The 12,798-nt window shown below is 72.1% G+C and carries 14 protein-coding genes; 8 read left to right on the forward strand and 6 right to left on the reverse strand.

Annotated features, from left to right (window positions below; translation table 11 throughout):
* Positions 1-80: 80 nt before the first annotated feature.
* From ACWD0A_RS18515 to ACWD0A_RS18530, 4 genes are all read left to right on the forward strand, one after another.
* On the forward strand, positions 81-1,550 hold the full coding sequence (locus ACWD0A_RS18515) for an aldehyde dehydrogenase (protein WP_451299335.1): 1,470 nt from the start codon (positions 81-83) through the stop codon (positions 1,548-1,550).
* Positions 1,543-1,776 carry a ferredoxin gene (locus ACWD0A_RS18520; protein WP_307715749.1) on the forward strand — a complete coding sequence of 78 codons (234 nt, stop codon included), beginning with the start codon at positions 1,543-1,545 and terminating at the stop codon, positions 1,774-1,776. Before ACWD0A_RS18515 ends, ACWD0A_RS18520 begins: the two co-directional genes overlap by 8 nt.
* 164 nt (positions 1,777-1,940) lie before the next feature.
* On the forward strand, positions 1,941-2,771 hold the full coding sequence (gene nadE, locus ACWD0A_RS18525) for an ammonia-dependent NAD(+) synthetase (RefSeq protein ID WP_309140446.1): 831 nt from the start codon (positions 1,941-1,943) through the stop codon (positions 2,769-2,771).
* Between the two features lie 95 nt (positions 2,772-2,866).
* On the forward strand, positions 2,867-3,388 hold the full coding sequence (locus ACWD0A_RS18530) for a hypothetical protein (protein ID WP_451299338.1): 522 nt from the start codon (positions 2,867-2,869) through the stop codon (positions 3,386-3,388).
* A 36-nt stretch (positions 3,389-3,424) separates the two neighbouring features.
* Here ACWD0A_RS18530 and ACWD0A_RS18535 read toward each other — a convergent pair whose 3' ends face one another.
* A complete protein-coding gene (locus ACWD0A_RS18535) occupies positions 3,425-4,078 on the reverse strand; it encodes a TetR family transcriptional regulator (protein ID WP_451299340.1) in 654 nt (217 codons plus the stop codon).
* Between the two features lie 195 nt (positions 4,079-4,273).
* Here ACWD0A_RS18535 and ACWD0A_RS18540 point away from each other — a divergent pair, with 195 nt between their 5' ends.
* The 3 genes from ACWD0A_RS18540 to ACWD0A_RS18550 all read left to right on the forward strand — a co-directional run bounded on the left by ACWD0A_RS18540 (position 4,274) and on the right by ACWD0A_RS18550 (position 7,532).
* The gene (locus tag ACWD0A_RS18540) at positions 4,274-5,593 is read left to right on the forward strand and encodes a glycosyltransferase family 4 protein (RefSeq protein WP_451299342.1); all 1,320 of its coding nucleotides are present in this window, start codon (positions 4,274-4,276) and stop codon (positions 5,591-5,593) included.
* A gap of 41 nt (positions 5,594-5,634) precedes the next feature.
* Positions 5,635-6,375, forward strand: a complete 741-nt coding sequence (locus ACWD0A_RS18545) for a class I SAM-dependent methyltransferase (protein ID WP_451299344.1) — start codon at positions 5,635-5,637, stop codon at positions 6,373-6,375.
* Between the two features lie 110 nt (positions 6,376-6,485).
* Complete coding sequence (locus ACWD0A_RS18550) at positions 6,486-7,532, forward strand: prenyltransferase (protein WP_451299412.1); 1,047 nt, start codon at positions 6,486-6,488, stop codon at positions 7,530-7,532.
* A gap of 485 nt (positions 7,533-8,017) precedes the next feature.
* Here ACWD0A_RS18550 and ACWD0A_RS18555 read toward each other — a convergent pair whose 3' ends face one another.
* From ACWD0A_RS18555 to ACWD0A_RS18575, 5 genes are all read right to left on the reverse strand, one after another.
* Complete coding sequence (locus ACWD0A_RS18555) at positions 8,018-8,308, reverse strand: hypothetical protein (RefSeq protein WP_451299346.1); 291 nt, start codon at positions 8,306-8,308, stop codon at positions 8,018-8,020.
* An 82-nt stretch (positions 8,309-8,390) separates the two neighbouring features.
* Positions 8,391-9,401 carry an LLM class F420-dependent oxidoreductase gene (locus ACWD0A_RS18560; RefSeq protein ID WP_451299348.1) on the reverse strand — a complete coding sequence of 337 codons (1,011 nt, stop codon included), beginning with the start codon at positions 9,399-9,401 and terminating at the stop codon, positions 8,391-8,393.
* A 109-nt stretch (positions 9,402-9,510) separates the two neighbouring features.
* Positions 9,511-10,347, reverse strand: coding sequence for a hypothetical protein (locus ACWD0A_RS18565; RefSeq protein ID WP_451299350.1), 837 nt, complete (start codon positions 10,345-10,347; stop codon positions 9,511-9,513).
* 157 nt (positions 10,348-10,504) lie between these two features.
* A complete protein-coding gene (locus ACWD0A_RS18570; RefSeq protein WP_451299352.1) occupies positions 10,505-11,464 on the reverse strand; it encodes an N-acetylmuramoyl-L-alanine amidase in 960 nt (319 codons plus the stop codon).
* 32 nt (positions 11,465-11,496) lie between these two features.
* The gene (locus ACWD0A_RS18575; protein WP_451299414.1) at positions 11,497-12,150 is read right to left on the reverse strand and encodes a class I SAM-dependent methyltransferase; all 654 of its coding nucleotides are present in this window, start codon (positions 12,148-12,150) and stop codon (positions 11,497-11,499) included.
* Between the two features lie 125 nt (positions 12,151-12,275).
* Here ACWD0A_RS18575 and ACWD0A_RS18580 point away from each other — a divergent pair.
* Positions 12,276-12,798: helix-turn-helix domain-containing protein (locus tag ACWD0A_RS18580; RefSeq protein ID WP_451299354.1), on the forward strand; the 523-nt coding region annotated here is incomplete at its 3' end.

Raw genomic sequence — 12,798 nt, forward strand, 5'->3', positions numbered from 1 at the left:
TGGTATCAGTTCTGAAACACCGTCAGATAGGGTGAGGGTCACGGCGCCGGACACGGCCGGCCCAGCGGGAGGCAGCGGTCATGACCGACTTCCAGGAGTACCGACAACTGTTCATCGGCGGCCGGCCGGCCGATCCGCTCGGGAGCGACACCATCGACGTCGTCTCCCCGCACACCGAAGAGGTCATCGGCCGCGTCCCGCACGCCTCGCGCGCGGACGTCGACCGGGCCGTCGCCGCGGCGCGCCGCGCCTTCGACGACGGGCCCTGGCCCCGGATGTCCCTCGCCGAACGCATCGAGGTCGTCTCCCGGATCAAGGACGCGATCGCCGTACGCCACGAGGAGATCGCCCGCTGCATCAGCGCGCAGAACGGCTCCCCGTACTCCTGGAGCGTCCTCGCCCAGGCCCTCGGCGCGATGATGGTGTGGGACGCGGCCATAGCGGTCGCCCGCGGCTTCGTGCACGAGGAGCACCGCGACGGCGTCCTCGGCCCGGTGCTCGTGCGCCGCGAGCCCGTCGGTGTCGTCGCCGCCGTCGTCCCGTGGAACGTCCCGCAGTTCACCGCCGCCGCCAAACTCGGCCCGGCGCTCCTCGCGGGCTGCACCGCGGTCCTCAAGCCGTCGCCCGAGTCGCCGCTCGACGCCTACCTCCTCGGCGAGATCGCGCAGGAGGCCGGGCTGCCGGAGGGAGTGCTGTCGATCCTGCCCGCGGACCGGGAGGTGAGCGAGTACCTGGTCGGCCACCCCGGGGTCGACAAGGTGTCCTTCACCGGCTCGGTCGCGGCCGGCAAGCGTGTCATGGAGGTCGCCTCCCGCAACCTGACCCGCGTCACCCTGGAGCTCGGCGGCAAGTCGGCGGCCGTGATCCTGCCCGACGCGGATCTCGCGGGCGCCGTCGCCGGGATCGTCCCGGCCGCCTGGATGAACAACGGACAGGCGTGCGTGGCCCAGACCCGTATCCTCGCGCCGCGCAGCCGGTACGACGAGATCGCCGAGGCGTTCGCCGCGGCGGCCTCCGAGCTGGTCGTCGGCGACCCGCTGGACGCGGCCACCCAGGTCGGGCCGCTGGTCGCCGAACGCCAGCAGCGGCGCTCGCTCGACTACATCCGCGTCGGCCAGGAAGAAGGCGCCAAGATCCTCAGCGGCGGCGGCCGTCCGGCCCACCTGGACCGCGGCTGGTACGTGGAGCCGACCCTCTTCGGCGGCGTCGACAACTCCATGCGCATCGCCCGCGAGGAGATCTTCGGCCCGGTGATCTGCCTGCTGCCCTACGGGGACGAGGACGAGGCCGCCGCGATCGCGAACGACTCCGACTACGGGCTCAGCGGCAGCGTGTGGACCTCCGACGTCGAGCACGGCATCGACTTCGCGCGTCGCGTCAGGACGGGCACGTACAACGTCAACACCTTCAGCCTCGACATGCTCGGACCGTTCGGCGGCTACAAGAACTCCGGTCTCGGGCGCGAGTTCGGGCCCGAGGGGTACGGGGCGTACCTGGAGCACAAGATGATCCACCTGCCCGCCGGATGGCAGGCGCGGGCCGATGGGTGACCGCTGGCGCGTCGAGGTGGACCGGGGCGTGTGCATCGGCTCGGGCATGTGCGTGGGCCACGCCCCGGACGGCTTCCGGCTCGACACCGCGCGGCAGTCGCATCCGCGCGCCGAGGCGGCGGACGCGAGCGAGGAGGTGCTGGCCGCGGCGGAGAACTGCCCCGTCGAGGCGATCACGATCACGTTGCTGGACAGCGGCGAGACGGTCTTCCCGCCGGAGGACTGAGTGCCGCGTCCGGGGGTGTCCGGCGGATCATGGCAGGCACCCGGCCCGCTTCCCGGAGTCCGCCCGCGAAGTTTTCCCACCGGGCCGTCCGGCCCCGCTCCGCCGGAATCCCGCTGGGTAGGGTGGGCGCGACACCACACCGTGAACCGGAACGAGGAGCAGACGTGAGCGAGCCGGCGTCCATCGCCCTGCAGCAGGAGATCGCCCGGGAACTCGAGGTCGCCGAGACCTTCGAGGCCGAGCGGGAGATCGAACGCCGGGTGGCCTTCCTCGCCGAGCGGCTGACCTCCACCGGTCTGCGCTCCCTCGTGCTCGGCATCAGCGGCGGCGTCGATTCCACCACCACCGGCCGGCTGTGCCAGCTCGCCGTCGAGCGGGCCCGGGCGGCCGGCCACGAGGCGCGGTTCTACGCGATGCGCCTGCCCTACGGGGTCCAGGCCGACGAGCACGACGCCCAGCTCGCGCTCTCCTTCATCCGGGCCGACCACGTGCTGACCGTGGACATCAAGCCGGCGAGCGACGCCGCGCTCGAAGCCACGCTGGCCGCCGGGGTGAGCTTCCGCGACGCCCACCACCAGGACTTCGTGCACGGCAACATCAAGGCACGCCAGCGCATGATCGCCCAGTACGCGGTGGCCGGCGCGCACGACGGCCTGGTCGTCGGCACCGACCACGCCGCCGAGGCGGTCTCCGGCTTCTTCACCAAGTTCGGCGACGGCGCGGCCGACCTGGTCCCGCTGACCGGCCTGACCAAGCGCCGGGTGCGCGCCGTCGCGGACGCGCTGGGCGCGCCCGCCGAGCTGGTGTGGAAGACCCCGACGGCCGACCTGGAGACCCTCGACCCGGGCAAGGCCGACGAGGACGCGCTCGGGGTCACCTACGACGACATCGACGACTTCCTGGAGGGCAAGCCGGTGGACGAGCGGGCCTTCGGGACGATCGTCGGCCGCTACCGCCTCACCGACCACAAGCGCCGGCTGCCCATCGCCCCCTGAGGGCGTCGCGAGGCTTCGCGCCCGCCACCGTGCGAAACTTCTGATCCATGATCACGGGGGCAACAGGCCCCCGTTCACGTCGGATCGGGAGAACTGTGCGCAAGGCGAGGTGGGCGGCCGCGGCTGCCGGTGTGGTGCTCGTGGTGACCGGCTGCGGCAGCGAGGGCGGCTCGGACGAGGGCAAGGGCGGCGCGTCCGGCTCCTCGTCGCAGGCCCCGGCGGAGGCGGGTGGCAGCCTCGACGCCGCCACGGTGACCAAGGAGATCGCGGACGCGGCCACGGCGGCCGGTTTCACCGAGAAGCCGTCGGACGACGTCCCGCCGGCCCTCAAGAGCTGCATGGTCTCGTGGCAGCCCGACGACAAGAAGGCCGCCGACCCGAAGACGTCCTACGACGCGACCGTCGCGGCCCTCGGCAAGGGAGGCTGGAAGGAGTCGCAGAACTTCGACCAGCAGGGCTCGGTCATCAAGTCGCTGGACAAGAGCGGCTGGACCGTGAAGGCGAGCTACCAGGGCCAGAAGGACACGTTCCTGCTGATCACCTTCATCGCCACGGACAACGGCCCCGCGTGCGAGAAGCTCTTCCGGGAGGACCTGGAGAAGAACAAGGACTCCTGACAGCCGCCCGGCGCACTGGCGCACTGGCGCGAGCGGCTAGAGCGCCGCCCGGCCGCGTCCCTTCGGGGGCGCGGCCGCCGCGTCCGGCGCCGTCAGGTCGATCAGCCGGCACACCGTCTCGATGTCGATCTTCACCTGCGCGATCGACGCCCGCCCCGACAGCCACGTGATCAGTGCCGAGTGCCACGTGTGCTCGATCACCCGCACCGCGGACAGCTGCTCCGGCGTCGGATGCTCCAACCCCATCGCGTCCAGGATGATCGCCGTGGTCTGCCGCGAGACGGTGTCCACCTCCGGGCTCACGCTGCGGTCGGCGAACGTCAGCGCCCGCACCATCGCGTCCGCGAGATGCGGTTCGCGCTGGAGCGCCCGGAACGCCCGCATCAGGGTCTCCGCCACCCGCTCGGCCGCGCCCTCGCCGCCCGGCGGGCGCTTGCGCAAGGTGGTGTGCAGACGCTCCAGCTGGTCCTGCATCGTCGCGACCAGCAGATGGATCTTGGAGGGGAAGTAGCGGTAGAGCGTGCCGAGGGCGACTCCGGCCGCCTCCGCGACCTCCCGCATCTGCACGGCGTCGAAGCCGCCTCTGCAGGCCAGCTGGGCGCTGGCGTGCAGGATGCGACGGCGGCGCGCCTCCTGGCGCTCGGTCAGGGGCGGTGACACAGGCACCGCCGGCTTGGCTTCCGCTGTCATAGGTCCCGTTCCCCGCACGCGTCCGGATCGTCCGGCACGGCCCGCACGCCGTGGCGCGAATCACCTGATCCGCCGGTCACAGTTGCGCTACCTGCCGGTAGATTCGAAGCTCCTCGAACGATCAAGTCTGTAACTTGTTCTAGATTAGCGCGACCGATTACGCTCCGGCGAAACGCAGTGAGAAGGGGGCCGTGGGTGACCGCAGAGGCCATAGAGATCGGCCCCCGTGCGGGCGCGTCCGGCGACGGCGACTCCCCGCTGCGCATCGCGCTCCTGACCTACAAGGGGAACCCGTTCTGCGGCGGCCAGGGCGTCTACGTGCGCCATCTGTCGCGCGAGCTCGCCCGCCTCGGCCACCGCGTCGAGGTCATCGGCGCCCAGCCCTACCCGGTCCTCGACGAGGGCGTACCGCTCACCGAGCTGGCGAGCCTCGACCTGTACCGCCAGCCCGACCCGTTCCGCACCCCGAGGCGCGGCGAGTACCGCGACTGGATCGACGGCCTCGAGGTCGCCACCATGTGGACCGGCGGTTTCCCCGAGCCCCTGACCTTCTCCCTGCGCGCCCGCCGCCATCTGCGGGCCCGGCGCGGCGAGTTCGACGTCGTCCACGACAACCAGACTCTCGGCTACGGGCTCCTCGGCGACCTCGGCGCCCCCCTCGTCACGACGATCCACCACCCGATCACCGTCGACCGGCAGCTCGACCTGGACGCCGCCGCCGACTGGAAGCGCCGCGCCTCCGTACGCCGCTGGTACGCCTTCACCCGCATGCAGAAACGCGTCGCCCGCCGCCTGCCGTCCGTGCTCACGGTCTCCGGTTCCTCGCGGCAGGAGATCACCGACCACCTCGGCGTACGCGGCGACCGCATCCACGTCGTCCACATCGGCGCCGACACCGACCTGTTCTCGCCGGATCCCTCGGTCTCCGAGGTCCCCGGCCGGATCGTCACCACCTCCAGCGCCGACGTGCCCCTCAAGGGACTCGTCCACCTCGTCGAGGCCCTGGCGAAACTGCGCACCGAGAACCCGGACGCCCACCTCGTCGTCGTCGGCAAGCGCGCCGAGGACGGCCCCGTCGCCCAGCTCATCGAACGGTACGGACTCGCGGACGCCGTCCGGTTCGTCAAGGGCATCACCGACGCCGAACTCGTCGATCTCGTGCGCAGTGCCCAGATCGCCTGCGTGCCGTCCCTGTACGAGGGCTTCTCGCTGCCCGCCGCCGAGGCCATGGCCACCGGCACCCCACTCGTCGCCACCACGGGCGGTGCGATCCCCGAGGTCGCGGGCCCCGACGGCGAGACGTGCCTGGCCGTGCCGCCCGGCGACGCCGAGGCCCTGGCCGCCGCCCTGCGCCGCCTCCTCGGCGAGCCGGACCTGCGGGCCAGGCTCGGCGCGGCGGGCCGGGCCCGGGTGCTCGCCCGCTTCACGTGGAAGCAGGCCGCGATCGGCACGGCCGAGCGCTACCGGGAGGCCATCGCCGCCTCGCCGGCACCCGTCCGTACCCGTACCTCCTGACCCCCCGCACCCCAGCTCCGCCCCCAGGAAGGCAGACCCCCGTGCTGACCGTCGACTTCTCCCGCTTCCCGCTCGCCCCGGGCGACCGCGTGCTCGACCTGGGCTGCGGCGCAGGCCGGCACGCGTTCGAGTGTTACCGGCGCGGCGCGCAGGTCGTGGCGCTGGACCAGAACGGCGAGGAGATCCGCGAGGTCGCCAAGTGGTTCGCCGCGATGAAGGAGGCGGGCGAGGCGCCCGAGGGCGCCACGGCCACCGCGATGGAGGGTGACGCGCTCAACCTGCCGTTCCCCGACGAGTCCTTCGACGTCGTGATCATCTCCGAGGTGATGGAGCACATCCCCGACGACAAGGGCGTGCTCGCCGAGATGGTCCGGGTGCTGCGGCCCGGCGGCCGTATCGCCGTCACCGTGCCGCGTTACGGCCCCGAGAAGGTCTGCTGGGCGCTGAGCGACGCGTACCACGAGGTCGAGGGCGGCCACATCCGCATCTACAAGGCCGACGAACTACTCGCCAAGATCCGGGAAGCCGGCCTCAAGCCGTACGGCACCCACCACGCGCACGCGCTGCACTCGCCGTACTGGTGGCTCAAGTGCGCCTTCGGAGTGGGCAGGGACGGTGACGACGCAGCACTGCCCGTGCGGGCGTACCACAAGCTGCTGGTCTGGGACATCATGAAGAAGCCGCTCGCGACCCGGCTCGCGGAGCAGCTCCTCAACCCGGTCGTCGGCAAGAGCTTCGTGGCGTACGCGACCAAGCCGCATCTGCCCAAGGCCGAGGCGTGACGACCTCGCGCCACCCGGGCGCCACTCCGAGGAAACCACCCACCGGCCAGCAACCTCCAACGTCCCCGGCCTGGCCGGGCACGGACCCGGCCAAGACGGACCAACTCGTCCTGCCCGGCGTCCTGACGGCCGAGCAGGCCGCGCAGACCGTCGCGGGCATCCTCGCCGCGCAGCGCGAGGACGGCGCGATCCCGTGGTTCCGGGGCCACCACCTCGACCCGTGGGACCACACCGAGGCCGCGATGGCGCTGGACGCGGCGGGCGAGCACGAGGCGGCGGCCCGTGCCTACGCGTGGCTGGCCCGCCACCAGAACGACGACGGTTCCTGGTACGCCGCCTACCACGACGGCGACGCGGACGACGTGACCGACCACGGCCGCGAGTCCAACTTCTGCGCGTACATAGCGGTCGGCGTCTGGCACCACTACCTGGCCACGGGCGACGAGGCGTTCCTCGACCGCATGTGGCCTGCGGTGTTCGCGGCGGTCGAGTTCGTGCTCGGCCTCCAGCAGCCGGGCGGCCAGATCGGCTGGAAGCGCGAGCCGGACGGCACGGCGGTGAACGACGCGCTGCTGACCGGGAGTTCGTCGATCCACCACGCGCTGCGGTGCGCTCTCGCGATCGCGGAGGAGCGGGAGGAGCCCCAGCCGGACTGGGAACTCGCCACCGGCGCGCTGGCCCATGCGATCCGCCACCACCCCGAGCGCTTCCTCGACAAGGGCCGCTACTCGATGGACTGGTACTACCCGGTCCTCGGCGGCGCGGTCACGGGCGCGGAGGCCAAGGCGCGGATCGAGTCCCGCTGGGACGACTTCGTGGTCCCGGCCCTGGGCGTGCGCTGCGTCCTGCCGAACCCGTGGGTCACGGGCGGCGAGAGCTGCGAACTGGCGCTGGCGCTGTGGGCGATGGGCGAATCCGACCGCGCGCTGGAGATCCTCCAGTCCATCCGGCACCTGCGCGCCGAGGACGGCATGTACTGGACGGGCTACGTCTTCGAGGGCGACCGCGCGATGTGGCCGGAGGAACTGACCACGTGGACGGCGGGCTCCCTGCTGCTGGCGGTGGCGGCGCTGGGGGGCGACGAGGCGACGACGGCGGTGTTCGGGGGGGAGCGGTTGCCGAGGGGGTTGGCGGGGGACTGCTGCGGGTTGCTGTGACCGGGGGTTTGCCCCCACCCCGCTCCTCCCCGAAACCGGGGCAACCACCCCGCCCAGCGCGCGGCGCGGGTTCCGGGGGCTCCGCCCCCGCACCCCCGCGCCTCAATCGCCGGCGGGGCTGAGTATGCGCTGCGTGCCCCTCGGGGCTCTGCCCCAGGCCCCGTGCCTCAATCTCCCCCTACGGCCTGGCGGCCGTGGGAGGTGGCTCCAGCGGGGCTGGATGTGCCCCTGCCGGGCTGGAAGTGCCCGGCGGCGGGGCTGAGTGTGCGCGGCGCGCTCTCGGGGCTCAGCCGCAGGCCTCGTGCCTGAATCTCCCCCACGGCCTGGCGGCCGTGAGAGGTGCGCCCGGCGGAGCTGGACTTCGCGGAGCGAAATCCAGCCCGTCCGGCGATTGAGGACACCGCGCGGAGCGCGGTACGGGGGCCGGGGCGGAGCCCCGGTTTCGGGGAGGGGCGGGGTGGGGGAAAACGCGCCCCCGCAAGGCGCTACCGCTTGCGCAACTGGCCCGCCACGCCGTGCCCCACGAACAGGTACACCAGCGCCGCCAGGCCGTAGCCCGCCACCACCCTCGCCCATTCCTTGTCGAAGGTGAACAGGTCGTGCGACCAGCCGGAAAGCCACCGTGCCACCCCGCGGATGAACTCCACGAGGTCGTTCGCGCGGTTGGCCTCCAGCAGGTACATCAGGATCCACAGGCCGATCACGAAGGCCATCACGTCCGCGACGACGACAACGATCCGCGCCGCCATCGCGGTGTTTCTCGCGTGTGTTGTCATGACCAGCGTCTTGCCGCTCGTGCGTGCGTGAAACCCCTTCGGGCCAACCCGGTTGGCAACCGGGGCTCTCGCAGGGAGACGGCTACGCGTTCAGTTCCGCGAGCACCCGCAGCGTATGCGGGTCCGGAGCCGTCACCAGCAGGTCCGTCACCGGCCCCTTGCGCCACAGCTCCAGCCGCTCCGCGATCCGTTCCCGCGGCCCGGTGAGCGAGATCTCGTCCGCGAACGCGTCCGGCACGGCCAGCACCGCCTCCTCGCGGCGTCCCGCGAGGAACAGCTCCTGCACCCGGCGCGCCTCCTCCTCGAAGCCCATCCGTGCCATCAGGTCCGCGTGGAAGTTGCGCGCCGCGTGCCCCATGCCGCCGATGTAGAAGCCGAGCATCGCCTTCACGGGCAGCAGCCCCTCGGCGACGTCGTCGCAGACGCGGGCGCGGGCCATCGGCGCGACGACGAAGCCCTCGGGCAGAGAGGTGAGTGACGCGGCGTGGACGTCCGTCCGCAGCGGCGACCAGTACAGCGGCAGCCAGCCGTCGGCGATGCGCGTCGTCTGCGCGATGTTCTTCGGCCCCTCCGCGCCCAGCAGCACCGGCAGGTCCGCCCGCAGCGGATGCGTGATCGGCTTCAGGGGCTTGCCCGTGCCGGTGCCGTCCCCGCCCGCGTACGGATGCGAGTGGAACCGTCCCGCGAGCTCCACGGGCCCCTCGCGCGCGAGGACTTGGCGGACGACGTCCACGTACTCGCGCGTCGCGGTCAGCGGGCTCGACGGGAACGGGCGCCCGTACCAGCCCTCCACCACCTGAGGCCCCGACAGGCCGAGCCCCAGCATCATCCGCCCGCCCGACAGGTGGTCGAGGGTGAGCGCGTGCATCGCCGTCGCCGTCGGGGTGCGCGCGGCCATCTGCGCGACGGCCGTGCCCAGCCGGATACGGCACGTGTGCGCGGCGATCCAGGTCAGCGGCGTGAACGCGTCCGACCCCCACGCCTCGGCCGTCCACACGGAGTCGTAGCCGAGCCGCTCGGCCTCACGGGCCAGGGCGAGATGGGCGGGGTCGGGGCCGCGGCCCCAGTAGCCGAGGGCGAGTCCCAGTCGCATGTGCGCCGCCTCCACTGCTTTCTGGCGGAACGTCAGGTAGGGCAGCGGTCAGAGTACGGCAGCGGCCCCCCGCCCGGAAGGGCGAGGGGCCGCGAAGGCGTGCGCGACGTCAGCCGCGCTGGATGCCGGAGGTGTCCTGCAGGACGCCGCGACGGCCGTCCTGGGTCTGGGCCACCAGGCCGGGGCCGCGCTGCTCGACCGCGAGGTACCAGGTACCGGGCGCGAGTTCGGCGATCGGCGTCGGCGAACCGTCCTCGCCGTACAGCGGCCGGGCGACGGGCACGGCGAACCAGAAGGGCGAGAAGTCGGACGGCGCACCGCCGTGCGAGGCGTCGGCCGGGGCCGGAGCGGCCTGCTGACCGGCCTGCGGAGCGCCGGTCTGGGCGCCGTACGGCTGCGGCTGACCCGGCTGCGCGCCGTAGGGCTGCTGCTGGGCGCCCGGGTATCCGTAACCACCCTGCGGCTGCATGCCGTACGGCTGCGGGGCGGCCGGGCGGGGGGCGCCGATGAGCGGGGCCTTGAGAGCGGGAACCAGCAGGGAGCAGACGGCGCCGGCGGCGAGCGCGAGCGCCGCGATGAAGCCGAGGATGAGCCCGGTGCCGGAATCGGGGCTGAAGCCCTCGGCGTTGAGCGAACCGGCCGGGTCGAAGATCGCGCCGAGCGCGGACCAGGCCGTGAAGAGCGTCAGTGCGACACCGAGCTGGCCGAGGTCGAGCCCGATGACCTTCGGGGGCTGCGGCAGCGCGCGGGCCAGGACGATCAGGGCCGCACCGATGATGCCGGCGAGGTAGAAGCCCAGGAGCAGGGATCCGTTGTCCCAGGCGGTCGGCACGTCGTCGCATTCACTGCCGGAGCAGTCGAACGTGTCGAGGAACGAGGCGATGAACAGCAACACCGCTGCTCCGATCACCACGCCATCGCCTCGAGTGAGGGAGCGGATGTTCACGTGTCAGTCCTTCGTAGGTCGTCTCATCGGGGCGGTCGTCGCTGCCGCCTGGTCGGGCGGGTACACGGACGCGGAGCTCGGGGGTGACTCCCCATCGTAGAGGCGAATCTATCGTCCGCCGGTTCCGGCCGTCCTCCCGGTATCGCAGTTGTCCGGGTTACTTCCCGAGGTAGCTGCCGATCCCGTCCGCCATTCCCTGGGCTGCCTTCTGGCGCCAGCCCGGACTGGTCAGCAGAGCGGCGTCCTTGGGATCACGCATATTGCCGCATTCGATGAACACCTTGGGAACGGTGGACAGGTTGAGCCCGCCGAGATCCTTGCGCTCGTCCAGTCCCGTACCGCCGCCCACATAGTTGGACGGCGCGCTTCCGGTCGCCCGCAGGAAGTGGCCCGCGAGGCGTTCCCCCAGGTCACGGGAGGGCCCAACGATTTTCGACGTGTCCGCGGCACCGCCCTTGACGAGCGCGGGCAGGATGACGTGGAATCCGCGGTTGCCGGTCGCCGATCCGTCCGCGTGCACGGAGATCACGGCGTCGGCCTTCGCTTCGTTGCCGAACCGTGCCCGTTCGTCGATACAGGGACCGAACGGACGGTCGCTTTCATGGGTGAATTCGACCCGTGCGCCCTGCTTTTCCAGCAAAGTGCGAAGACGTCGTGAAACATCGAGGGTGAAATCGGCCTCGCGGTATCCGCCGACCGTCGCCGTGCCCGTGGTGTCGCATTCCTTGCGGTTCGTCCCGATGTCCACGAGCTTGTTGATCTCGCTCGGGTGACGGAAGTTGCCGGGGTTGTGCCCGGGGTCGACGACGACCACCTTCCCGGCGAGCGGCCCCTTGCCCCCGGGCCCCTCCGGAGCCGCGGAGCGCGTGGCCGACGCGCTGGGGGAGCCGGCGGGAGACGCCGAGGGGGAGGGCGATCCCGTCGGGCCGGTGTCACCGGGCTTGCCCGCGGACGACGGCGTCGAGGCCGCCGCGGGTCCAGGTGCGCCGTCGCCGTCCGCCCCTTGCCAGATCAGCCATCCGGCGAGGCCCACAGGCACGAGAGCGGCGACAGCGACGAGACCGCGCCGGGAGCGGCGCGGTCCGGTGGGGGGATGCTGGTTCTCGTCGTACGACACGGTGGCGATGCTAACCGGGCGGCCCGCCGAAATCAGATCCCCGCGCCCGTGCGCCGCAGCACCCGCAGCGACCCCGTCGCCGCCACCTCGGTGAACGCCCCCGACGCCAACGCCCGCAGGTAGACGCGGTACGGGGCCTGGCCGGTGAATTCGTCCACCGGGTCCGGGAACACGTCGTGGATCACCAGCAGGCCGCCCTCCGCGAGGTGCGGGGCCCAGCCCTCGTAGTCGTTCGTCGCGTGCTCGTCCGTGTGGCCGCCGTCGACGAAGACCAGGCCGACCTCGCCGGCCCACACCTTCGCCGCCTGCGGCGACCGGCCGACGATCGCGATCACGTGGTCCTCCAGACCCGCGCGGTGCAGTGTGCGGCGGAAGGTGGGCAGCGTGTCCATCAGGGCCACCTCCGGGTCCACCACCTCCGGGTCGTGGTAGTCCCAGCCCGGCTGCTGCTCCTCGCTGCCCCGGTGGTGGTCCACGGTCACCGCCACCGTCCCGGCCTCGCGGGCCGCGTCGGCGAGCAGGATCGTCGACCGTCCGCAGTACGTCCCCACTTCGAGCAGCGGCAGCCCGAGCGCCCCGGCCTCGGCAGCGGCCGCGTACAGGGCCAGCCCCTCGTCCACGGGCATGAAGCCCTTGGCGGCCTCGAAGGCGGCGAGGGTCTCCGGCTTGGGGGTGGCGGGCGGCATGCGGTCCTCCGGGCGGGTGTGCGGATCGGAGGCCATCGTGCCTTACGGGCCGGTAGCTTCCCCCTTCGCGGCCAGTTACCTCATTCACATCACTCATGCGCGTCCGCATGGTTACGCTCGGCTACATGGTGCACATCCGCAGCCTTGACCCCTCTGCGTCGCCCCTGGACTACTACGGCTCCGAACTCCGCCGCCGCCGCGAGGAAGCGGGCCTCAAACAGAGTCAGTTGGGGGCGTGCATCTTCGTCACCGGCTCGCTGGTCGGCCAGATCGAGACGGCGAAGAAGGTCCCCACACGGGACTTCAGCGAACGGGTGGACGCGGCGCTCGGCACGGACGGCATGTTCTCCCGGCTCGTCGGCCTGGTGCTGCGCAGCCAACTGCCGCACTGGTTCCAGGCGTACGCGGAGATGGAGGCGAAGGCGGCGTACATCTCCACGTACCAGGCGCAGTTGGTCGACGGGTTGTTGCAGACGGAGGAGTACGCCCGGGCGGTGCTCGGCTTCAGGAACGAGGACAATCTCGACGCCAGGGTGGCCGCGCGGATGGAGCGCCAGCGCATCCTGGACCGGGAGACGCCGCCGCTGATGTGGGTGGTGCTCAGCGAGGCCGTGCTGCACCAGGAGGTCGGCGGCCCCGAGGTCATGC

It is taken from the genome of Streptomyces sp. NPDC002867, from assembly GCF_053591895.1.